The 22,973-nt window shown below is 74.5% G+C and carries 15 protein-coding genes and 2 tRNA genes; 10 read left to right on the top strand and 7 right to left on the bottom strand.

The window, feature by feature from the left end:
• Positions 1–141: 141 nt before the first annotated feature.
• Both ACIQMU_RS25960 and ACIQMU_RS25955 read right to left on the bottom strand, forming a co-directional pair.
• Positions 142–4,314 carry a PAS domain-containing protein gene (locus ACIQMU_RS25960; protein ID WP_402689807.1) on the bottom strand — a complete coding sequence of 1,391 codons (4,173 nt, stop codon included), beginning with the start codon at positions 4,312–4,314 and terminating at the stop codon, positions 142–144.
• A 304-nt stretch (positions 4,315–4,618) separates the two neighbouring features.
• On the bottom strand, positions 4,619–5,206 hold the full coding sequence (locus tag ACIQMU_RS25955) for an SSI family serine proteinase inhibitor (protein ID WP_352239120.1): 588 nt from the start codon (positions 5,204–5,206) through the stop codon (positions 4,619–4,621).
• 288 nt (positions 5,207–5,494) lie between these two features.
• Here ACIQMU_RS25955 and ACIQMU_RS25950 point away from each other — a divergent pair.
• Positions 5,495–5,585, top strand: a tRNA-Ser gene (locus ACIQMU_RS25950).
• 216 nt (positions 5,586–5,801) lie between these two features.
• Positions 5,802–5,874: transfer RNA gene (locus tag ACIQMU_RS25945), tRNA-Arg, on the top strand.
• A 635-nt stretch (positions 5,875–6,509) separates the two neighbouring features.
• Here ACIQMU_RS25945 and ACIQMU_RS25940 read toward each other — a convergent pair.
• Both ACIQMU_RS25940 and sigJ read right to left on the bottom strand, forming a co-directional pair.
• A complete protein-coding gene (locus ACIQMU_RS25940; protein ID WP_352239052.1) occupies positions 6,510–7,820 on the bottom strand; it encodes an FAD-dependent oxidoreductase in 1,311 nt (436 codons plus the stop codon).
• A 92-nt stretch (positions 7,821–7,912) separates the two neighbouring features.
• Positions 7,913–8,857, bottom strand: a complete 945-nt coding sequence (sigJ, locus tag ACIQMU_RS25935; RefSeq protein ID WP_402689806.1) for an RNA polymerase sigma factor SigJ — start codon at positions 8,855–8,857, stop codon at positions 7,913–7,915.
• A gap of 131 nt (positions 8,858–8,988) precedes the next feature.
• Here sigJ and ACIQMU_RS25930 point away from each other — a divergent pair, with 131 nt between their 5' ends.
• The 6 genes from ACIQMU_RS25930 to ACIQMU_RS25905 all read left to right on the top strand — a co-directional run bounded on the left by ACIQMU_RS25930 (position 8,989) and on the right by ACIQMU_RS25905 (position 16,858).
• Positions 8,989–9,981 carry a DUF2797 domain-containing protein gene (locus ACIQMU_RS25930; protein ID WP_402689805.1) on the top strand — a complete coding sequence of 331 codons (993 nt, stop codon included), beginning with the start codon at positions 8,989–8,991 and terminating at the stop codon, positions 9,979–9,981.
• Positions 9,982–10,003: 22 nt separating this feature from the next.
• Positions 10,004–10,888: an amidohydrolase family protein gene (locus tag ACIQMU_RS25925; protein ID WP_402689804.1), complete on the top strand. Its 885-nt coding sequence runs from the start codon at positions 10,004–10,006 to the stop codon at positions 10,886–10,888.
• 80 nt (positions 10,889–10,968) lie between these two features.
• On the top strand, positions 10,969–11,715 hold the full coding sequence (locus ACIQMU_RS25920; RefSeq protein WP_352239048.1) for a response regulator transcription factor: 747 nt from the start codon (positions 10,969–10,971) through the stop codon (positions 11,713–11,715).
• 4 nt (positions 11,716–11,719) lie between these two features.
• Positions 11,720–13,354: a sensor histidine kinase gene (locus ACIQMU_RS25915; RefSeq protein ID WP_402689834.1), complete on the top strand. Its 1,635-nt coding sequence runs from the start codon at positions 11,720–11,722 to the stop codon at positions 13,352–13,354.
• 25 nt (positions 13,355–13,379) lie between these two features.
• The gene (locus ACIQMU_RS25910) at positions 13,380–14,702 is read left to right on the top strand and encodes a glycosyltransferase (protein ID WP_402689803.1); all 1,323 of its coding nucleotides are present in this window, start codon (positions 13,380–13,382) and stop codon (positions 14,700–14,702) included.
• On the top strand, positions 14,699–16,858 hold the full coding sequence (locus ACIQMU_RS25905) for an ArnT family glycosyltransferase (protein ID WP_402689802.1): 2,160 nt from the start codon (positions 14,699–14,701) through the stop codon (positions 16,856–16,858). The genes ACIQMU_RS25910 and ACIQMU_RS25905 overlap by 4 nt, the downstream gene beginning before the upstream one ends.
• Positions 16,859–16,903: 45 nt before the next feature.
• On the opposite strand, the gene ACIQMU_RS25900 is transcribed toward ACIQMU_RS25905, so the two are convergent.
• A complete protein-coding gene (locus tag ACIQMU_RS25900) occupies positions 16,904–18,043 on the bottom strand; it encodes a serine hydrolase domain-containing protein (protein ID WP_402689801.1) in 1,140 nt (379 codons plus the stop codon).
• 186 nt (positions 18,044–18,229) lie between these two features.
• Entirely contained in the window at positions 18,230–19,114 is an 885-nt protein-coding gene (locus ACIQMU_RS25895; RefSeq protein WP_402689800.1) for an endonuclease/exonuclease/phosphatase family protein, read from the bottom strand.
• 228 nt (positions 19,115–19,342) lie between these two features.
• On the opposite strand from ACIQMU_RS25895, the gene ACIQMU_RS25890 reads away from it, so the two are divergent.
• Complete coding sequence (locus tag ACIQMU_RS25890; RefSeq protein ID WP_402689799.1) at positions 19,343–20,947, top strand: MFS transporter; 1,605 nt, start codon at positions 19,343–19,345, stop codon at positions 20,945–20,947.
• Positions 20,948–21,076: 129 nt separating this feature from the next.
• Positions 21,077–21,859: a TetR/AcrR family transcriptional regulator gene (locus tag ACIQMU_RS25885; RefSeq protein ID WP_402689798.1), complete on the top strand. Its 783-nt coding sequence runs from the start codon at positions 21,077–21,079 to the stop codon at positions 21,857–21,859.
• A gap of 64 nt (positions 21,860–21,923) precedes the next feature.
• Here the strand turns inward: ACIQMU_RS25885 and ACIQMU_RS25880 are convergent, their stop codons facing one another.
• The gene (locus ACIQMU_RS25880) at positions 21,924–22,907 is read right to left on the bottom strand and encodes an NAD(P)-dependent oxidoreductase (protein WP_402689833.1); all 984 of its coding nucleotides are present in this window, start codon (positions 22,905–22,907) and stop codon (positions 21,924–21,926) included.
• Positions 22,908–22,973 lie beyond the last annotated feature (66 nt).

Genomic DNA, 22,973 nt, shown 5'->3' with positions numbered 1-22,973 from the left:
CGGCGATGTTTCACGTGAAACAGGGCGGGGCCCGTACGGAGATTCCGTACGGGCCCCGCCCTGTCACGTGCACGGGTCCTGCCCTGGCGGGGTAGGGCCGGGCCTGTCGCGCGGGCCGGCCCCGATCTGCCACGTGTGTGGTCAGTTGGTGCCGATCTTCGCCAGCAGGTCGACGATCCGCGACTGGACCTCGTCGCTGGTCGACCGTTCCGCCAGGAAGAGCACGGTCTCGCCCGAGCTGAGCCGCGGCAGCTCCGCGGGGTCCATCCCGGCCGAGGTGTAGACGACCAGCGGGGTGCGGTTCAGCTGCCCGTTGGCCCGCAGCCAGTCGATGATCCCCGCGCGCCGGCGGCGTACCTGCATCAGGTCCATCACCACGAGGTTGGGCCGCATCCGGCCCGCCAGGTCGACGGCCTCGCTGTCCGTCGCGGCGCGCGCCACCTGCATTCCGCGCCGCTCCAGGGTCTCCGTCAGCGCCATCGCGATCTCCTCGTGCTCCTCGATCAGGAGCACCCGCGAGGGATGCTGTTCGCTGTCGCGCGGGGCCAGTGCCTTGAGCAGGACGGCCGGGTCGGCTCCGTACGCAGCCTCCCGGGTCGCCTGCCCCAGCCCGGCGGTGACCAGCACCGGAACCTCCGCCGCTACGGCCGCCTGGCGCAGCGACTGCAACGCGGTACGCGTGATGGGGCCGGTCAGCGGGTCGACGAAGAGCGCGGCGGGGAACGCGGCGATCTGGGCGTCGACCTCCTCGCGGGAGTTCACGATCACCGGACGGTAGCCCCGGTCGCTGAGCGCCTGCTGGGTCGGCACGTCGGGCGCGGGCCAGACCAGCAGCCGGCGCGGGTTGTCCAGCGGCTCCGGCGGCAGTTCGTCGTCGACCGGGTGCGGGTGCGGCCGGTTGGCGACCTCGACCGCGCCGCCGGGACCGTCCAGCGGCTCGGGGCCCTCCGCCCCCTCGTCGGGCGCCCCGATGGCGTACGCGCGCCCCTCCGCGAGGGGCGGCGCGAGCAGCTGCCCCTCGCCGTAGGCGGCACCGGGGCCGCTCTGTGCCGCCTGACCCGGACGGCCGGGCTCCGGCACCTGTCCCAGGCCCCGGTCCTGGTCCGGGCCCTGCTCCCGGGGCCGGCTCGGTTGGGGCTCGGGGGCCGGAGCCGGTGCGGGGGGCGCCGCCGGTGCCTGGCCGGTCCGCTCCTGCGGAGGCAGGGCCTGCCTGCCGCCGGGGGCACGGTCGTCCTCCGGCGGTGCGGCGAGCTTGCGGCGCCGTCCGGCCCCGCCGAGGCTCTGGTGCGGCTGGTTCTGCTGGTGCGCGAGGTGCTGGGCGAACGGCACGCCCTGGCCCAGGGTCCGGACGCTGAAGGCCCTGCCCTGCGTCGAGTCGGGGTTGCCGCCGTCCGGCATCGGCTCCTCGGCGGGCAGCGGCTGCCGCCGCGCGTCGGGAGCGCTCGCGTCACCGTCGGCCGGGTGCGCCCCCGGGTCGGTGACGGCCGCGACGCCGGTGGTGTGGGCGGTCGGCCCGGTGCCGGTGCGGGTGGCGGGTCCGGCGCCGGCCCAGGGGGCGGGGTCCGGCAGCGGGCCCGAAGCCTGCGGTACGCCACCGTCGTGCGGGCCGGAGGCGGGGGGCACCGCCTCGGGGAGGCGGTGCGCGTCGGACGCGGCAGGGAGGCCGGGCCCGGAGCTTCCGTCTCCCCGCGGCCCGGTGAGCGCCGGGGCGACGGGGTGCGCCTGCGGAGGCGTGTGACCGGCCTCCGGAGCGGTACGGGCGTGGTGGGCGCTCGCCTCGTCGCCGGGGGCGGCCGGGGCGTCGGGGGGCAGCGGCGCCCGGTCGGCGTCGGCCGGCGGCAGGGCGAAGGCGGTCCGCGGGCCGGATTCCGCAGCGGTGCGCTCCTGGGCGGCGGCCAGCGCCCGCCGGGCCCGCCGGCCTCCGGGCGGCTGGGCGCCGGCCTGCTGTCCACCGGGCTGCGGGGACGGTTCCGGGGGGCCGCCGGGACCGGACGCGAGGGCGGGAAGGGCCGGGTTCTCCCCCTCGCGACGCGCCCGCCGACCCGTTCCGGTGGGGGGAACGGGCTGCTGCGCGTCCGCCGGGACGCCCTGGGGCGGCACGGTCTGCCCGAGCTGCGGACGACCGCCGCCCTGGGCGTTCTCGGCCGCGGTGACGACCGAACCCTCGGAGGGGGCCGAGGAAGGCACGGGCGTCACGGAGGGGGCCGAGGTCAGGGCCAGCGCAGCTCGCTGCGGTGGCTGAGCCTGAGGCTGCTCCGGCGTGGCGGTCGCACTGTCTCCCCGCACCGGGCCCGGGGCCGCCTCGGCAGGGCTGGGACGGCCGCGTCGACGGCCGGAGCCCTCGCCCTGCTGGGCGGGGATCAGCTCCGGGGCCTGCTGCTCCTCGGGCGCGGCCGGTCCCCGGCGCGCCCGCCGCCGCCCGGTCGGCTCGGCGGCCGATCGGTCGCCGGGAGCGGGCGGAACGGCCCCGGCCCCGGTCTCGTCCGCGCCCTCCGGCATACCGCCGGGGCTGTCCAGGAACGCGTCGGTGGAGGACCTGCGCGCCCGGCGCCGGCCGCCGCTGGTGACGCCCGGCGCACCGAGGTGTCCCGGCGACGGGGCCGCGTCGGGAGCGGGTGCCGGCAACGCGGCGCTTCCGTCCGCCCCGGGAGGCGCGATCGTGCCGGACGCGGCGCCGATGGGCACGTCCAGGACGTACGCGCTGCCGCTCATCCCCGGCATCTCGTGGGTCTGGAGGACCCCGCCGTGCGCCCGGACGATGCCGCGCACGATCGGCTCGTGCACCGGGTCGCCCCCGGCGAACGGCCCGCGCACCTCGATCCGTACGACGTCGCCGCGCTGGGCGGCGGCCACGACCACGGTGGAGTCGACGTAGCCGCTTCCGGGGACGGTCCGCGTCTTGCCGGTCGAGTCGACGCCGGCGACGTCCGCGACGAGATGGGCGAGCGCGGTCGCGAGGCGCGGCGCGTCGACCTCGGCCTCGATCGGCGGGACGTGCACGGCGAACTGGGCGCGCCCGGGGCCGATCAGCTCGACCGCCCCGTCGATGCCGCCCGTGACGATCCCGTCCACCATCGCGGGGGCCTTGCGCAGGCCCTCCGCCCCCGCGTCCAGGCGCTGGTATCCCAGCACGTTGTCGACGAGCGTGGTCATCCGGGCATACCCGGCGGCGAGATGGTGCAGGATCTGGTTGGCCTCCGGCCACAGCTGCCCGGCCGGGTCGGCGGCGAGTGTGGACAGCTCGCCGCGCAGCTCCTCCAGGGGCCCGCGCAGGGAACCGCCGAGAACGGCGGTGAGCTGGGAGTGCTGGGCGCCCAGGGCGGCCAGCAGCTCGGCCTGCCCCTCGACCTCGGCGGCGTACCGCTCGGTGCGGTCGGCGAGCTCGGCGGTGTGGGCCTCCTTCAGCGCCTCCAGTTCGGCGGCGTGCGCCTCCTTGAGCGCGGTCCCCTCGGCGGAGTGGCTCTCGGTCAGCTCGGCGACGACGCTCTTGTGCTGCGCCGACAGCTCCTCGTACGGCCGGCGGTCGGTGAACGTCATCACCGCGCCGACGAGCTGGTCCCCGTCGCGTACGGGCGCGGTAGTCAGGTCCACCGGCACCTGCGCACCGCTCTTGGACCACAGCACCTGCCCGCGGACCCGGTGCTTGCGCCCCGACTTGAGGGTGTCGGCGAGCGGGGAGTCCTCGTACGGGAACGGATCGCCCTCCGCCCGCGAGTGCAGAATCAGGGGGTGCAGCTCCTGGCCGCCGAGGTCGCTGGCCCGGAAGCCGAGGATCTGTGCGGCGGCGGGGTTGACGAGGACGACGCGCCCGTCGGTGTCCGTGCCGACGACGCCCTCGGAGGCGGCGCGCAGGATCATCTCGGTCTGGCGCTGCGAACGGGCCAGCTCCGCCTCGGTGTCGACGGTCCCGGAGAGATCCCGCACGACGAGCATGAGCAGCTCGTCCCCGGTGTAGCTGGAGTGGATGTCGTTGTACGCGGCCTGCCCGCTGTCGAGGCTCGCGCTGGTGACCTCGACGGGGTACTCGTTGCCGTCGGTGCGCCTCGCGGTCATCCGCGTCGGCTTGGTCCTGCCCTGTTCGTCCGCGGCCTCGGGCCGGCGCATCGAACCCGGGATCAGTTTGGAGTCGAACTCCGGCAGCAGATCGAGCAGTCCACGACCGACGAGCGCGGTGCCCGGGGTCTCGAACATTTCGAGGGCGATGGCGTTGGCGTTGACCACCGTGCCGTTGCAATTGACGAGCAGAAGCCCGTCAGGAAGGGCATCGAGTATGGCTGCGAGGCGAGCAGTGCCTCGGGATGGCCTGCTGCTCACGACGACGCTTCCTCCCTGATTACCGCACCTTGCCGACAGCGGGCCCCATCTTGCCCCTCGGGCCGCAGACTGTCACTGGAGGAGTCTAAGCGCAGGGGAGGCCCCGGGGGCGGCGGATGAGGGGGAGCTCTCATCAAGGTTCTGTGCGCGCTGTGCACGCCGGGGGCCTGTGGCGTGCGCGTCCGCGCACCCGGTGACGTGCGCGGACGCGTGGCGTGGCGCCGCCTCCTCGGAGCTCGCCGGACTCCCCCGAGCGGTCTGCGGCCCCCGGTCGGCGAACGCCTTCACGCCGCCGTCGACGGATCTATCGAACGTCCGGGAGCACCGGCACGAGGCTGTTCCAGCGCGCGATCTCGCATCCGTCGCCGCGGCTCGCGGTGGTGTCCACGGCCCGGCCCTCCCAGGTGCCCACGATGCGCGCCGTGGCGTCGCCGCCGTGGATCATCGTGCACATCGTGCCCTCGGGGGTCGGCCGGAACAGTTCCTGCCGCCCGGCCCGGGTGGCGCCGGCCTCCGCCAGCCGCTCGCAGGCGGCCTGCCCCCGCGGGTGGCTGCCCCCGGTGGGCCCGCACTCCAGCTCGAAGGTGCCGTCGGCCCCCGCGACGCCGGTGTTCCGCACGCTCACGGTGAGCCGGGTCCGTACGTCTTCCGCCCTGCCGGCGCCCGCTCCCGTCCCACCGGCGCCCGCGCCGTCCCCGTCGTCCACGAGCCCCGGCAGCGGGATGGGCATGGGCAGCGGCCCGAGAGCGGGCCGGACGGCGGCGAACGGCCCGGAGGTGGGCCGGGCCGAGGGCACGGGCCCGGAGGCGGCGGGGGTGGCAGTGGACGCCGGAACGGCGGTGGCGAGCGCGGCGAGCGAGACGACGGCGGTGAGGGCGAGACGACGCAGCATGCGGAAGCTCCAGATCTCTGCGGCACGAGCGGCCGCGGGCGGCGGTCACGGATGAGCACGGACCCGCCCGGGGCCACGGCTGACGGACGGCTGACGGGCGACGACGACTGGCGGAGACCGCGGTCCCCACCCCTCTCTAACGCGTACCGGGCCCGGACGTTGCGCCACCGCGCCGAACTGCTTTGCCTCGGCCCCGGGGGGCCTAGTAACGTGGTCGGCGATTGGTGGCACGACGCTCGACTGTGTCATCATCTGCACGCACCACTCGCGCTTAGCGCGGGGTGTGCTGGAGGCGTCGCCTAGTCCGGTCTATGGCGCCGCACTGCTAATGCGGTTTGGGTCTTAAAGCCCATCGAGGGTTCAAATCCCTCCGCCTCCGCTCCGTACCGAAGCCCCGTGCCCCTGGCACGGGGCTTCGGTCGTTCCGGCGAGAAGGGCGCTCCGGCGGCCGCTCCGGGAGGGCGCCCGGGAGGCCCCCGGAAGGCTGTTTCCGCAGCTCAGCACTGGTGCGGCTAATGGATTTCGCGTCACGGCGCAGGTCATGTAATGTTGTTCTCGCAACGCCGACCGGGAAGAAAAAAGCCCGGAACGCCAAGCACTCGTAGCTTAACGGATAGAGCATCTGACTACGGATCAGAAGGTTGCAGGTTCGAATCCTGCCGAGTGCACAGCAGGCCAGAGGCCCCCAGGAGAAATCCTGGGGGCCTCTGGCGTATGCCGGGCAGGGGCAAAGCCTGCCCGAGTCGCCGGGCTCGTCCTCAGCGGCATCGGCGACCGGTACGTCCTGCTCGCGGTCATCGCCTGCTGGGCCGTCTTCGCCTGGGCTCTCACCCTGCCCGTGCAGGGCAGCATCCTGGCCGCCGCCGGTCCTGCCGCGGGGATGACCGCCCTGTCGCTGAACATCTCCGGCCTCTACCTCGGCACCGGCATCGCGGCTGCCGCGGGCGGGGCCCTCATCGGTACGCTCGGCGTTCCCTACGTCCCGTTGGCCGCCACCGTTCTGGTGACGCTCGCCTTCCTCCTCTCTCCCTCGGCGCCGCGTACGGAGGACCCGGCGGGTCGGGCGGTCGGCTCGAACGCGGTGTGTGCCCGAGACCGCGGGTGGCCCGGGCACCGTGCCACCGGGTTCCCGCCCCGCCGCCGGGACGGCGCTGAGCCCCCGGGCCCCGGGATGGGATTCCGGTGGCCCGCCGTTCCCCGGCAAGCGGCTTCCCGCACATCGAGCACCGCCCCGCCGCAGCCCGCCAGTGAGCCACCGGTCGTTCGCGGGACGGTGTCCGGGTCGATCGTGCGACCTGATGGTTCACGCCGCTTCAGCGGCTGCCCGGGTCGGTACTGGCTGTCCCGTCACCCGGCGGCGCCGGGTCGGCAGGCCCATGGTCGGGTTCGCGACGCCCCAGGCCGCGCCCTTGCAGACCAGTTCCTTGTAGAGGGCGGCCAGGCGGCCGGTCAGGGCGGCGCTGACGGCCCGGTCGTCGGCGGTGACGTACTGGATGAGGCCCTCCTTGCGGCCAAGGGAGACGCACTGGTTGAAGTAGCGGGGCGAGGCGGTCGGGAGCTTCGCGCCGGTCAGGCGGGCCGCGATGGAGTCGGCGGCCTGCCACGCGGTGGGGATGCCCGAGGCGCACGACATGCGCAGCGGTTTGCCGCCGGGGCCCGCGACCAGGGCCGCGTCGCCGATGGCGTAGACGTCCGGGTGCGAGGTCGAGCGCATGGTGCCGTCGACCACGATCTGCCCGTTGTCGGCGGTCTCCAACGCGGTGGCTCGGGCGATGGGGTGGGCCGCGAAGCCGGTCGTAAGGACGGTGACCGCGGCCGGGATGCCGCCCTCGGCGGTGGTGACGCGGTCGGCCGCCACGGCGGTGACGTCGGTGTGTTCGTGTGCGGTGATCCGCAGGCCGGAGAAGACCTTCCGCAGGTGCCGGGCGCCCTTGGGGGAGAGCCAGTCACCCAGCGCGCCGCGGGCGACCAGGGACACGTCGAGGTCCGGGCGGGACTCGGCGATCTCCGTCGCCGCTTCCACGCCGGTGAGGCCGCCGCCGACGACGACCACGGGCCCGCCGGGTGCGAGGGCGGTCAGCCGGTCGCGCAGACGCTGGGCTCCGGGGCGGCCGGCGATGTCGTGGGCGTGTTCGGCGGCGCCGGGGACGGCGTGGGCGTTCCAGGTGCTGCCGAGGGCGTACACGAGGGTGTCGTACTCCAGGATCTCCGGCTCTCGGGCGTCGTCCTGCGTGCCCCGGACCTGCGCGCCCCTGTCCTGGGCACCCGCGTCCTGCGCGCCGGTGGCGTGCGTACCCGTGGCGTGCGCTCCCCGGTCGTGCGCGTCCGTCCCGCGCGTGCCGGTGACGGACACGGTCCGGCGGCCGACGTCGATTCCGGTGACCTTCGCGAGCTTCAGGCGGACGCCCGTACCGGCGAACATCTCGCCGAACGGCCGGGGGCGGAGGTCCTGGCCCACCGCCAGCTGGTGCATCCGGACGCGCTCGACGAAGTCCGGTTCGGCGTTGACGAGGGTGATGGAGACGTCCTCGCGGCGCAGCCGCCCGGCGAGGCGTCCGGCGGCACTCGCTCCGGTGTAGCCGGCTCCGATGACGATGATGCGGTGCTGCTGCATGTCCTGGCTCCTGTCTCACGTGGGTTCGCCCCTTGAACCGGGCGGCCCGTCGTTTTCTGACACGGTCCAGGTGTGTTGTGCGTCACATGGAGTCAGTAGGTGAGGATCAGGGGGTCTCCGTGGTCCGTCGCCGCCCAGCGCCGATTCGCGCGTTCGAGCTTGTCGGGGTTGACCTGGCTGCGGAACGCGGCGATGCCGTCCGAGGTGATTTCCAGGCAGGTGATGCCGATGACCCGGCCGTCGACGACCGCCACGAGGGCGGGGCCGCCGTTGGCGGTGGTGATGTGGATCTCCGGGGAGCCGCCGGCGATGGCGAGCTTGGCCTTGCCGGGGGTGAACAGGCCGCGCATGAACTTCGCGACGGCGAGGGCCCCTTCGAACGCCTTGGCGCGGGCCGGCACCTTTCCGCCGCCGTCGCCGATCGCGATGGCGTCCGCGGTGAGCAGCCGGACGAGCGGCTCGGTCCGGCCGCTGGTGGCGGCCGTGAGGAACTCCTCGACGACCGGCCGGGCCGCGGCCTCGTCGACCTCGGTGCGTGCCCTGCCCTCCGCGATGTGCTTCTTGGCGCGGTGGAAGATCTGCTGCCCGGCGGCCTCGGTGATGTCGAGGATCTCCGCGATCCTCCGGTGCGGGTAGCCGAAGGCCGCCCGCAGCACGTACACCACCCGCTCGTTGGGAGACAGGCGCTCCATGAGGGCGAGGACGGCGTACGAGACCGATTCGCGCTGTTCGACGGTGTCGGCGGGGCCGAGCATCGGGTCCCCGGCGAGGAGCGGCTCGGGCAGCCACTGGCCGACGTAGGTCTCGTGCCGGGCGCGCGCCGAGGTGAGCTGGTTGAGGCAGAGGTTGGTGAGGACCTTGGTCAGCCATGCCTCGGGGACCTGGATGCGCTCGATGTCGGCGGCCTGCCAGCGCAGGAACGTGTCCTGAACGGCGTCCTCGGCATCGCCCGCGGAGCCCAGGAGGCGGTAGGCGATGGCCTTCAGCCGGGGCATCGATGCCTCGAACAGGTCCACCTGGTTCCCGGTCAGCGCCATGGTCCGCATCCTAACGGCGGCCCCTGGCCGTGTGGTGGGACGAGCGCGCGCGGCCGGCCCCGGGCGCGCCCGCTAGCATCGCCGGGCCGGTCCACGCCGGTGATCTGGTGCCGAGGTGAGCGGGGTCCGGGGTGGCCGGTGGGTGGTGGTGCGCCGGGCTGCGGTGGCCCGGCGAGAGGCCGGAGCTGGGGTGGAGCAGGGGCGGTGACCGGCGGGTGAGCGTACTCGCGTACGGGGCCGGCCTCGGGTTCCGCGCCCTCGGGGAGCGGCACTGCGTGGGGGCCCGGGGGAACGGGTGCCCGCTGGGCGCGGTGGTGCCGGGGCGGGCCACGGGCGGGCGGTGCGCCGAGTGCGCGCGGCTGGACCGGGCGCACTCGGTGGCCGCCGACACGATGGCGGACGACCCCCGGACGTACCGCGTGTATCTCGCGTGGTTCGGGCCCGGCATGGTCAAGGTCGGGATCACCGGGGAGGAGCGCGGGGCCGCCAGGCTGCGGGAGCAGGGCGCCGTGGTCTTCAGCTGGCTGGGGCGCGGGCCCCTCATGGCGGCCCGGCGGACCGAGGAGGTGCTGCGGGCGGCCCTCGGGGTGCCCGACCGGATTCCGTACGCCAGGAAGCGGGCCGTGCGCGGGCGGCTGCCGGGGCGCGAGGAGCGGGCCGCCGAGGTGGCGGAGCTGTACGGGCGGGCGGCGGAGCTCGAAGGGCGCGGCTGGCCGGAGTCGTTGGAGCGGCTGCCCCTCGAAGCCGTCGACCAGGCGGCGGTCTTCGGGATCGACCGGTCGCCGGCGCCCGTGCGGTCGGTGCGGGAGCTGGTCGAGGGGGGCGTGGTGGCCGGGCGGCTCGTCGCGGCGGCCGGGCCCGATCTGCACCTCTCGGTGGACGGCGTCGGCGTGGTCGTGCTGGACACGCGGCTGATCACCGGGTGGGACCTCGCGGCCGTGCCCGCGGAGGCCGTTTCCCCGGGAGCCGCCCCACGGGAGGCCGCTTCCCCGCAGACGGCTTCCCTGGAGGCCGCTTCCTCGGGGGCCGCTTGCTCGGCGGCCGTTCCCGCCGGGGCGGGGAGCGGTGCCCGTGTCCCCCTCATCGACATCGGTGGCGGCGGTGTGCAGGGTGGGCTGTTCTGACCGTCGACCGGGGGAGGGTTCCGTGGGGCCGGAGAGCGATGACGTGGTGCGGTTCTGGGAGCGGCTCGGGCTGCCCGGGATCATCGACGTGCACACGCACTTCATGCCGGAGCGGGTGCTGCGCAAGGTGTGGGCCTACTTCGACGCCGCCGGGCCGCTCACCGGCCTGGAGTGGCCGATCGCCTACCGGTACGCGGAGGACGAGCGGCTCGCCGTGCTGCGGTCGTTCGGCGTGCGGCACTTCACCTCCATGCTCTACCCGCACAAGCCCGGCATGGCCCGCTGGCTGAACGGCTGGGCCGACGGCTTCGCCGCCCGGACCCCCGACTGCCTGCACACCGCGACCCTCTTCCCGGAGGAAGGCGTGGAGGCGTACGTGAAGGAGGCCGTCGAGGGCGGGGCGCGGGTCTTCAAGGCGCATCTCCAGGTCGGCGCGTACGACCCCAACGACCCGCTTCTGGAGCCCGTGTGGGGGCTGCTCGCCGAGGCCGGGATCCCGGTCGTGACGCACTGCGGGTCGGGGCCCGCGCCGGGCGCGCACACCGGGCCCGGGCCGATCGGGCGGCTGCTGGCGCGCCACCCCCGGCTGCGGATGGTCGTCGCGCACATGGGGATGCCGGAGTACGCGGAGTTCCTGGCGCTGGCGGAGGCGTACCCGGAGGTCCGGCTCGACACGACGATGGCGTTCACCGACTTCGGCGAGGGGCTCAGCCCGTTCCCCGCGGCGGAGCGGGGGCGACTCGCGGACCTCGGGGACCGCGTCCTTCTGGGCACCGACTTCCCGAACATCCCCTACCCGTACGTTCACCAGCTGGAGGCGCTGGAGCGGCTCGGGCTCGGGGAGGAGTGGTTGCGGGCGGTCTGTCATGGGAACGCCGCCGCGTTGTTCGGTGCGCAGGACTCCTAAGGGCTGTCCCGCGCCGCTTTCTCAGGGAATTCACAGGAACAGGTCAGGCTTCTCTCACGGGTGCCTCCCAGAGTGGGCGCATGACGACGACGACCTCGCCCCAGGGGCGTACCGAACTGCTCAGGCCGGACCGTACCCCCGTGCGGGTGCTGGTCGTGGACGACGAGGCTCCGCTCGCCGAGCTGCTCTCGATGGCGCTGCGGTACGAGGGGTGGGAGGTGCGTAGCACCGGGGACGGGGCCGGGGCGGTGCGGGCCGCGCGGGACTTCCGCCCCGACGCGGTGGTCCTGGACGTGATGCTGCCGGACATGGACGGGCTGTCCGTGCTGGGCCGGCTGCGCCGCGAGTACGCCGATGTGCCGGTCCTCTTCCTGACCGCGCGGGACGCCGTCGAGGACCGGATCGTGGGGCTCACCGCGGGCGGTGACGACTACGTCACCAAGCCGTTCAGCCTGGAGGAGGTCGTGGCCCGGCTGCGCGGGCTCATCCGCCGCTCGGGCTCGGCCGTCGCCGCCGGGCGGAGCGAGTCCACGCTCGTCGTCGGGGACCTGGTCCTGGACGAGGACAGCCACGAGGTGAGCCGGGGCGGGGACGCGATCCACGTCACGGCCACCGAGTTCGAGCTGCTGCGCTTCCTGATGCGCAATCCGCGCCGGGTGCTCAGCAAGGCACAGATCCTCGACCGCGTCTGGAACTACGACTTCGGCGGCCAGGCCAACGTCGTCGAGCTCTACATCTCCTACCTCCGCAAGAAGATCGACGCCGGACGCACGCCGATGATCCACACCCGGCGCGGCGCGGGGTACCTGATCAAGCCCGGTGAGTAGGCGGGTGCACGCGGGGGCGCCGCGGCGGCCCTGGACGCTGCGGACCCGGCTCGTCGTGTCCGCCGTGTCCCTGATCGCCGTCGTCGCCGCCGTCATCGGGTCCGTCACCACGATCGCCTTCCACAGCTATCTCTACGACAAGCTGGACGACCAGCTGCACTCCGTCGCCGAGCGGGCCGGGCGCCGGCCCGGCCCGGGGCCGGTGCCCCAGGCGCTGCGGGACGCCGGCCCGCTCGGCTTCGTCGGCGGGGGCGGGCAGCCGCTCGGCACGTTCGGGGCGCTGGTCGGTGGCGACGGGCGCGTCACCGCGTCGACGGTCGTCGGCGACGGCGGGCTCCGCGGCCGGGCGAGCGCGGAGCCGCTGACCGCGGACCAGCGACGTGCGCTGGAGGAGGCCGCTCCGGCGGCCGGTGAGGGGGCCGGGAGCGTCGATCTGCCGGGGCTCGGCGGCTACCGGGTGGAGGCCGCGACCACCACCGAGGGGCACACCGTCCTCGTCGGCATCCCCAGCGCCGAGGTGAGCGGTGCGCTGACCACCCTGATCGTCGTCGAGGTCTGCGTCACCGCCGCCGGGCTCCTCGCCGCCTCGATCGCGGGCGCCGTTCTCGTCGGGGTGGCCCTGCGGCCCCTGCGCCGGGTCGCCGCCACGGCCACCCGGGTCTCCGGGCTCCGCCTGCACAGCGGCGAGGTGGCCCTCATCGAGCGGGTCCCGGACGCCGAGGCGGACCCGCGCACCGAGGTCGGGCAGGTGGGCGCGGCGCTCAACCGGCTGCTCGGGCACGTCGGTTCGGCCCTCGCGGCCCGGCAGGAGAGCGAGATGCGGGTCCGGCAGTTCGTCGCCGACGCCAGCCATGAGCTGCGCACCCCGCTGGCCTCGATCCGGGGCTACGCCGAACTGACCCGGCGCGCCACCGGTGGAGGGGAGGCGCCGGAACCCGACCCGGTCACCCGGCACGCGCTGGGCCGGATCGAGTCGGAGGCAGACCGGATGACGGGGTTGGTGGAGGATCTGCTGCTGCTGGCCCGGCTCGACGCCGGACGCCCGCTGGCGTACGGCAGCACCGACCTGCTTCCGCTGGTCGTGGACGCGATCAGCGATGCCCGGGTGGCGGACCAGGGAGCGCCGGGCCGGGACGCCCGGCACCGCTGGCGTCTTGAGCTGCCCGACGAGCCCGTGACCGTACGCGCCGATCCGGGCCGTATCCAGCAGGTACTGGTCAATCTGCTGGCCAACGCCCGGACGCACACCCCGCCGGGTACCACCGTCACCGTGTCGGTCCGGCCGCCCGTGCGCGCCGGGGGGCCGGTCGCGCTGGAGGTGCGGGACGACGGGCCGGGCATCCCGGCGAAGCTGCTGCCGCACGTCTTCGAACGGTTCGCCCGCGGTGACGCCTCCCGCTCGCGCGAGGCCGGTGCGGGGCGGACGACCGGCTCCACGGGGCTCGGCCTCGCCATCGTGCAGGCCGTGGTCTCCGCGCACGGCGGGCGCGTACGGGTGCAATCGGAGCCGGGCCGCACGGTGTTCGTGATCGAGCTGCCGACGGAAGCGGACGAAGCGCTGCGCGCGGACTCGGCGGGTGCGGGGGCCGTGCTCCGCGCGGACTCACAGCGCGGGGACAGGCTCAGCACACGGGTGTGACAGGGCGGTTGGCGAATGTCGGAGCATGACAACCGACAGCCTCCGGTCCGGCCCCGGCGTCCACGCCCGCAGCACGCGGGACGGCGGCGACGGCCTTCTGCCGCTCAGGGAGCATCTCCCGGCCCGGCAGAAGGCCGCCCCCTCTCCCGATCCCGTGCTCGACGTCGTCGTCCCCGTCCACAACGAGGAGAAGGACCTCCGCCCCTGCGTGGAGCGCCTCCACGGCCATCTCGCGCGGACCTTTCCGTACCCCTTCCGCATCACCGTCGCCGACAACGCCAGCACCGACTCCACCCCCGCCGTCGCCGCCGCGCTCACCGCGGAGCTGCCCGGGGTGCGGTACGCACGGCTGGAGGAGAAGGGGCGCGGGCGGGCGCTGCGCACGGTCTGGTCGGAGTCCGGCGCACCCGTCCTCGCCTATATGGACGTCGACCTCTCCACCGACCTCAACGCCCTCCTCCCACTGGTCGCCCCGCTGATCTCCGGCCACTCCGATCTGGCCATCGGATCGCGGCTGGCGAGGAGTTCGCGGGTGGTACGGGGGCCGAAGCGGGAGTTCGTCTCGCGCGCCTACAACCTGATCCTGCGCTCCTCGCTGGCCGCCGGGTTCAGCGACGCCCAGTGCGGGTTCAAGGCGATCCGGCGCGAGGTGGCCGAGCGGTTGCTGCCGATGGTGCAGGACGGCGGCTGGTTCTTCGACACCGAGCTGCTGGTCCTCGCCGAGCGGGCCGGACTGCGCATCCACGAGGTGCCCGTCGACTGGATCGACGACCCGGAGTCGAGTGTCCGCATCGTGCGGACGGCCGCCGAGGACCTGAAGGGCGTGTGGCGGGTCGGGCGCGCGCTGGCCGTCGGCGCGCTGCCGCTGGACCGGCTGGCCCGGCCCTTCGGGGACGATCCGCGCGACCGGGCGCTGACCGGGGTGCCGCGCGGTCTGGCCCGTCAGCTGGTCGGGTTCTGTTGCGTGGGGGTCCTGTCCACGCTCTTCTACCTGGCGCTCTACTCCCTCTTCCGGCTCGGCGTCGGGCCGCAGTTCGCCAACGGCGGCGCGCTGCTCGTCTCCGCCGTCGCCAACACGGCCGCCAACCGGAGGCTCACCTTCGGCGTACGCGGCCGGGCCGGGGCCGTCCGCCATCAGGCGCAGGGGCTCGTGGTCCTCGCCATCGGCCTCGCCCTGACCAGCGGCTCGCTCGCGGCGCTGGGGGCGGCCTCCGGATCGCCCTCGCACGGCACGGAACTGGCCGTCCTGATCGCCGCCAACCTCGCGGCCACCGTGCTGCGATTCCTGCTCCTGCGCGCCTGGGTCTTCCCGGCCCGCGCCTGCCCCGAACCCGAGGATGTCCGATGACCACGACCACCGCCGCCGCATCGCACGTGCGGGTGCCCGCGCCGCCGGCGACCGGCGGCCCCCGCTGGGCACGCCCCGCGCTGTACGGGCTCCTGCTGGTCGTCGGGCTCGCGTACTTCTGGAACCTCAGCGCCTCCGGATACGCCAACTCCTTCTACTCCGCCGCCGTTCAGGCGGGCAGCCAGAGCTGGAAGGCCCTCTTCTTCGGCTCGCTGGACTCGGCGAGCGCCATCACCGTCGACAAGCCGCCCGCCGCGCTCTGGCCGATGGCCCTGTCGGTGCGGCTGTTCGGGCTGAACTCCTGGGCGATCCTGGCCCCTCAGGTGCTGATGGCGCTCGCCACGGCGGCCGTGCTGAACACCGCCGTACGCCGTCGTTTCGGGCCGGTCGCCGGGCTGATCGCGGTGGGCGTGTTCGCGCTGACGCCCGTCGCGGCGCTGATGTTCCGCTTCAACAACCCGGACGCGATGCTCGCCCTGCTGATGACCGTCACCGTGTGGTGCGTGCTGCGGGCCCTGGAGCAGGGACGGACGAGGTGGCTGCTCTGGGCGGGCGCGGCGGTCGGGCTCGCGTTCCTGACGAAGACCCTCCAGGCGTTCCTGATCCTGCCGCCGCCGGCCGTGCTGTACGCGGTGTGCGCCCCCGTTCCCGTACGGAAGCGGATGGGCCAACTCGCGCTGTCCGCGCTGACGATGGTCGTCACCGGTGGCTGGTGGGTCGCGATCGTGGAGCTGATGCCCGCCTCTTCACGGCCGTACGTCGGTGGCTCGCAGAACAACTCGTTCCTGGAGCTGACCTTCGGCTACAACGGGCTCGGCCGGATCAACGGCGAGGAGACCGGGAGCGTCGGCGGCGGTGGCCGTGGCGGGGGAGGCGGCGGCTGGGGCGAGACCGGCATCGGGCGGATGTTCGACGCCGAGATCGGCGGCCAGATCGCCTGGCTGCTCCCCGCCGCGCTGATCCTGCTGGTGGCCGGGCTCTGGGTGACCCGGAGGGCGGCCCGGACCGACTCCGCGCGGGCCGCGTTCGTCGCCTGGGGCGGTGCGCTGGTCGTGACCGCGGCCGTGTTCAGCTTCATGGCCGGGATCTTCCACCAGTACTACACGGTGGCTCTCGCCCCGTACGTCGCGGCGCTCGTGGCCATGGGCGTCGCGGTGCTGTGGGAGGAGCGGGGCGCGTGGTGGCCGCGTGCGGTGCTCGCCGGCACGGTCGCCGTGACGGTGGTCTGGGCGTACGTCCTGCTCGGCCGCGCTCCGGACTACCTGCCGTGGCTGCGGTGGGCGGTGCTCGCGGCCGGGCTGGCCGGCGCGCTCGGGCTGTTCGCCGTGGGCCGGTCCGGCGGCCGGGGCCTGGCCCTCGCCGCGATGGGGCTGAGCTGCGTGGCGTCGCTGGCGGGGCCGGCGGCGTACACGGTCAACACGCTGAGCACCGGCCATCAGGGGTCGATCGTGACCGCCGGACCCTCGGCGGGGTTCGGCATGGGCAGTCCCGGGGGCGGTCCCGGGGGCGGTCCCGGGGGCGGCCCGGATGGTGAGGGCGGGCAGCGCGGCGGCATGCGGCAGCCTCCCGGACAGGGGACGCCCTCCGGCCAGGGGCAGGGGAACCAGCAGGGCCGGGCTCCGGGCGGCCTGCCCACCGGACCTGGAGCAACCGCGTCCGGCGGAACCGGTACCGGTACGGGCGCCGGCGCGAACCACGGCTTCGGCGAGGGCGGGCGGGCCGGGGGCGGCGGAGGCGGCGGCATGGGCGGGCTGCTCAACGGCGCGTCCGTCGGCGCAGCGGCGAAGGCGCTGCTGGAGAAGGGCGCGGACCACTACACCTGGGTCGCCGCCGCCGTCGGTGCGCAGAACGCGGCAAGCTACCAACTCGCCACCGGTCAGCCGGTGATGGCGATCGGCGGCTTCAACGGGAGCGACCCGTCACCGACGCTCGCCCAGTTCAAGGAGTACGTCGGTGAGGGGAAGATCCACTACTTCGTCTCGGGCGGCGGAGGCGGCATGGGCGGGGAAGGCAGGGGCGGAGGCGGCGGGGGCGGAGGCGGCATGGGCGGTGGCGCCGGGACCTCGTCGCAGATCTCCTCCTGGGTGACGGAGAACTTCACCGAGGTCACCGCCGGCGGCGCCACGTTCTACGACCTGACGCGGCCGACGAGTTGAGGCCCGGGGCGTGCGCGGCCGGGCTCAGAACCCGGCCGCGTACGTCTAGAAGTCCCGCATCACCCGCGGTGCGGCGGGTCCGGCCGGCTCCAGCTGCGTGAGCAGGACGGCGACCGTGCCCGTGGACGGGACGATGTGGGCCGTGGTGCCGGTGCCCCCGATCCAGCCGTAGCGGCCGAGGGCATTCCACGGGGCCGCGATCTCGATGTCCACCGATCCGCCGAACCCCCAGCCCTGGCCCTCCGTGAACAGTCCGCTCGCGGCGCGCTGCTCCGGGGTGAGATGGTCGGTGATCATCTGGCGGACCGACCGGGCGGCCAGCACCCGCTCGCCGTCGTCGTTCAGCCCCCCGCCGAGCAGCATCCGGCCGAAGGCGTACCAGTCGTCGACGGTCGAGACCAGGCCGCCGGCCCCGGACGGGAAGGCGGGCGGGCTGCTCCACTGCCCGTCCGGGGCGTCGACCAGCACCGGATCGCTCCCGCTGTCCGCCCCGGCCCGGTAGTAGCAGGTGAACCGGTCCCGCGCGGCGGGGCCCACGGCGAACCCGGTGTCCGTCATGCCGAGGGGCCCGAACAGCCGCTCTGCCAGATATGCGGGCAGCGGGCGGTCGGCGACCCGGGCGATGAGGACGCCGAGGATGTCGGAGCACGTGTTGTAGAGCCAGCCCTCGCCCGGCTGGTGCAGCAGCGGGATACGGGAGAGCGCGGCCATCCAGGCGTCCGGCGCGATGACGGCCCGCGGCTGCGGCGGGCCCTGCTTCAGCTCGGTGAACAGCGGGGCGACGGCCGGGAGCGAGAAGTCGGACGGGAAGCCGTATCCGGCCCGGAAGGTGAGCAGGTCCAGCAGGGTGATCGGGCGGACCGCCGACACCACGTCGTCGACCGGGCTCTGCGGGGTCCGGACGACCAGCGGCGAGGCCAGCTCGGGCAGCCACGCCGCGACGGGGTCGGCGAGGGCGATCAGCCCGTCCTCGACGAGCGTCATGGCCGCCGCCGCCACGATCGGCTTGGTGATCGAGGCGAGGCGGAAGACCGAGTCCCTCCGCATCGGCGCGGCCCCGGCGAGGCAAGCCGTACCGGCTGTGGCCACCTCCACCCGTCCGCCCCGGGCGACCAGGCCCACCGCGCCCGGCACCGATCCTCCGGCGATGTGGGTGTCCAGCAGTTCGTGCAGGGTGGTGGTCATGCTCGTCCTTCGTCCGTCCGGTGCCGCGCGTGTGCTGTCAGCCGCCCTCCCCCTGGGGGGCGTTCGTGTCCCGCGGTGCCCGCCCGCGGGCGGCGGGCCGTGAGCCGGCCGCGCGCGGGAGGGCGTGTTCCGGCGGTAAGGGGAGGCTGTGGGGGCGGAGGTGGAGACTCCCGGACCGCCTCGGGCTCATCGGTCCCGCCGTCGGAGCAGCAGATCCGCCGCCACCGGCCGGTGGTCCGAAGCGGCGGTCTCCGGCACCCACGCCCTCCGCACCGTGATCCCGCCGTGCGGGCCGCCCCTCGACACCGCGACGAAGTCGATCCGCTTGACCGGGTTCCGTGCCGGGAAGGTGGGTGACCCGGGGTCGGCGTCCGCCAGCTCCCGCCACAGCGGAGCCAGTTCGGGGGCGTCCGGTTCCGCGTTGAGGTCGCCGAGCAGAATCCGCGGGCCCTGGTCCTTCGCCATGATCCGCCGGGTGTCGGCGACCTGGGCGATGCGGACGGCGGGGTCCTGGCGGTAGTCGAGATGGGTGACGTACACGTGGACGGGCAGCCCCCGCACCCGTACGACGACCTCTCCGAACCCCGGGGCGGGGGCCGGGACCGGGTTCGGGTCCTGCGTCGAGAGGCGGGTGATCTCGTGGTTCTCGGCGCTCACGATCCGGTGCCGCGACAGCACGGCCACCCCGTACTCCGCCCGGGGGCCGCCGGGCCGGGCCGGGTCCAGGCTGTAGATCGGCGCGAAGGAGACGTGCATGCGCAGCCGCTCGGCCAGCTCGCCCGCGAGGTCGCGCCACGCGCTGCGGTCGCCCCAGTGCCGGTCCACCTCCTGAAGCCCGATCACATCGGCGTCGAGGGCCCGGAGTTCGGCCGTCTGCCGATCCAGGTCGAACACCCCGTCCGCGCCCGCCCCGGCGTGGATGTTGTACGTGGCGACCCGGAGCGGCAGGCCGCCGCCGGGTGGTCTCCGGGGCGTCGTGACGGCGGCGGCGGGCGGCGCGAGGAGGGCGCCCAAGAGGAACGCGACGAGCAGGAGTTGAGGGGTACGGCGGACACGGCGACGCGGTGACATGGCTCTCCAACCGGCCGGACATCACGGCCTTTGTCAGGTCAGCGTCGAGAACCGTACCGCCCGGCCGCCGCGCGGGCCTCATCGGCGCGACCGCCCGACACCACGAAAAATCGACTTGTACACCGTACAGGGGTGCCTTACGGTGTACATCGCCTACTTCCCTTACGCCGTACAGCTGCTCCGAGCGGGCTGTCACCGGCACCGGAGCCCGAGGAGCCAGGAGCCCACATGACGGCCCCCGCCGCACAGCGCCACCCAAGCGCCCCCCAGGGGCATCCCCGACGCTGGCTGATCCTCGGCGTCATCTGCCTGGCCCAGCTCACGGTGCTGCTCGACAACACCGTCCTGAACGTCGCGATCCCCTCCCTCACCACGGAGCTGAACGCCTCCACCGCCGACGTGCAGTGGATGATCAACGCCTACTCGCTCGTCCAGTCCGGTCTGCTGCTCACCGCGGGCAGCTCGGCCGACCGCTACGGGCGCAAGAAGATGCTGATCGTGGGCCTCGCCCTGTTCGGCGTCGGCTCGCTCGCGGCCGGGCTCTCCCAGTCCTCGGGCCAGCTCATCGCGGCCCGCGCCGGGATGGGCGTCGGCGGCGCGCTGCTGCTCACCACCACGCTGGCTGTCGTGGTCCAGATCTTCGACGACGCGGAGCGGGTCAAGGCGATCGGGATCTGGTCGACCGTCAGCTCCCTCGGTTTCGCGGCCGGTCCGCTGTTCGGCGGGTTCGTCCTCGACCACTTCTGGTGGGGCGCGATCTTCCTCATCAACATCCCGGTCGCGCTGATCGCCCTGGCCGCCGTCGTCCGGCTCGTACCGGAGTCGAAGCACGGGCGGGGGGAGCGGCCCGACCTGCTGGGCGCGCTGCTCTCCACGATCGGGATGACCGCCGTCGTCTTCGCGATCATCTCCGGGCCCGAGCACGGCTGGGCGTCCGGCCGGGTGCTGCTGACGGCTGCTCTCGGGGCCGCCGTGCTGGCGGGGTTCGTCCGGTGGGAACTGCACATCCCGAACCCGATGCTGGACATGCACTTCTTCCGGAACCAGAAGTTCATCGGCGCGGTGGCGGGCGCGATCCTGGTCGCCTTCGGCATGGGCGGTTCGCTCTTCCTGCTCACCCAGCACCTTCAGTTCGTGCTCGGGTACGGGCCGTTGGAGGCCGGGCTGCGTACGGCTCCGATGGCCCTCACCGTGGTCGCTCTCAACCTGACCGGCCTGGGCGCCCGCCTCGTGGGGAAGATGGGGACGCCGGTCGTCATCGCGGCGGGGATGAGCTGTCTGGCGGCCGGGCTCGCCGCCATCGCGCTGCTCGGGCGGGGCGGTTACGGGGGCATGCTGTTCGGCCTGGTCGTGATGGGGGCGGGGATCGCGCTGGCGATGCCCGCGATGGCCAACGCCATCATGAGCGCCATCCCGCCGGAGAAGGCCGGGGTCGGTGCGGGAATCAACGGAACCCTGGCGGAGTTCGGCAACGGGCTCGGGGTCGCGGTGCTCGGCGCGGTGATGAACGCCCGGTTCGCCGCCCTGGTGCCGGCCGCCGTCGGCGCGGCCTCGCTGCCCGCGGCCCTGGCCGCCGCCGACGGGCCCGCCGCCCGGGAGCAGATCAGGGACGCCTTCGCCTCGGGCCTGGAGGTGAGCCAGCTGGCCGGCGCGGTCGCGGTGTTCGCGGGCGGGATGCTCGCCGCACTCCTGCTGCGCCGGGCCGAGCGGGCGGAGGAGGCGGGAGCACCGGCCCCCGGGGCCGCCGGGGCGGGGAGCGCCGTCCCGGCCGGGCCGGCGGGCCGGCCGGAGAAGGACGGGGACCGGGCAGACTCGACGGGACCGGCGGCATAGCATCGGAGCGGACGCGCGTACTGGACCGTCAGCGTCCGGTACGCCGTCCTCCAGGCAGGGCCGCCCGGTCCCGCCGCTCCGGCAGGACGGCACGGTGGGGCGGTCCGAGTACGACGAGGAGAGTGCGCCATGGTGTCCGCGTCCGAGTCCGACCGCGCGAACGACGCCGCGCGGACCAGCGTGTGGCTGGGCCGGCGGTCCCCCTCGCGCTCCCGGAGGGCGGAGTCCCCGGCGGGCCTGGACCGCAACAGGATCACCGAGGCGACGGTGCGGTTGCTGGACGCGGACGGCCTCGCCAGATTCTCGATGCGCCGGCTCGCCGCGGAGCTGGACGTCACCGCGATGTCGCTCTACTGGTACGTCGACACCAAGGACGACCTCCTGGAGCTGGCGCTCGACTCCGTCTACGCGGAGATCGCCCCGGCTCGCGAGGAGGCCGACTGGCCGGACCGGCTGCGGGAACTGGCCCGCAGCTATCGCGAGCTCCTCGTCCGCCACATCTGGGTCTCTCCACTGGCCGGGACGTTCCTCAACATCGGCCCGAACTCGATGCTGTTCTCGTACGCCGTCCAGGACGTGATCCGGGCCACCGGCCTGCCCCTGGAACGGCAGACGGGCGCCCTGTCGGCGGTCTTCCAGTTCGTGTACGGATTCGGCACCGTCGAGGGCCACTTCAAGGCGCGGTGCGATGCGACCGGCCTCACCCAGGACGAGTACCACCAGCGGGCGATGGGCAACATCAGGGCGCAGCCGCACCTGCGGGAGATCGTCGAGTACTCCGACGACCTGATGGAGGCCCGGGGCGGGACGACGGTCGAGGAGATGCGCGAGCGGGACTTCGTCTTCGCGCTGGACCTCTTGATCGCGGGCATCGAGACGATGCGCGACCGGACCGGCTCACCGGCTCGGTAGCCGGCCCCCGGCGGGTCGGCCCCTGGAGGGTCGGACGGACCGGCTCACCGGCTGCCGTCCCGGCTCAGTAGCCGCGCCCCACGTCGACCGTCAGCTCCGGTCGGCGGCCCGCCGCCACGGCCTCCCAGCAGGCGGTGAAGTCCGTGACGACGTCCTGGTCGGTGGTGATCCCCGACGAGTGCGAGGTGATGACCGTACGGGGCAGCTTCCACACGGGGTCCCCGGGCGCGGCCGGTTCCTCCGGCAGCACGTCCAGGACCGCCCGCCGCACCGCGCCCTCCCGCAGCGCGGACTCCAGCGCCCCCGTGTCGACGGTCGCGCCCCGCCCCACGTTGACGAACGTCGCCCCGCGCACCGCCGCGAAGCGGGCGGCCCCGAAGAAGCCCTCCGTGGCCCCGGTCAACGGCAGTGTGGAGATCACCCAGCGGGCGTCCCCCAGCTCCCCGGCGTCCTCGTCGGCCCCGATCACCCGGTCGAAGCCCGGCACCACCCGGACCGAGCCCGGCGGCGGCCCGAGGCGCGTCGTACGGGCGACACCCACCGTGCGGACCCCGCAGCCCTGCAACAGCCGCCCGACGGCCGCGCCGATGCGGCCGGTCCCGTAGACCAGGGCGGTCTGCCCGGCGACGAGCTCGGTGGGGAGGCGCTCCCAGTGCGCGCGGGCGTGCTGGGCGGTGAACTCGGGTACGGACTGGCACTCGGCGAGCATCCAGGCCAGGACGTACTGGGCCATCCGCTCGCCCATCCGGCCCACGGTCCGGGTCAGGAGCGCCGACGCGGGCCAGGGTCCGCCGGAGAGCAGCGGGTCGGTGCCCGCGTTGACGCTGTGGAACCAGAGCAGACGGCTCGTCCGCAGCGCCTCGGGCAGCGTGTCCCCCACGCACAGGAGGGGCACGCCGGGCGGTGCCGGAGCGTCCCCCAGGGCTTCCGCGCTCCGTCCGGTGATCCGTTCCAGCTCCCGCACCAGGCCGCCGTCCAGCGAGGGCGCCACCAGCAGCCGGGCCCGTAGGAGGGCGCCGGGTGCGGGCAGCGGGGCCGGGAGGGGCAGCCCGCACGCGAGGACGGAGGGCGGCTGACCCGGGACGGGCGGCGGGGGCATCTGCTTGTCGCTTCC

Source organism: Streptomyces sp. NPDC091649 (genome assembly GCF_044756785.1).
Lineage (GTDB): Bacteria > Actinomycetota > Actinomycetes > Streptomycetales > Streptomycetaceae > Streptomyces.
The sequence above is the reverse complement of the archived record's forward strand: the minus strand, read 5'-3'. Positions and strand labels throughout refer to the sequence as shown.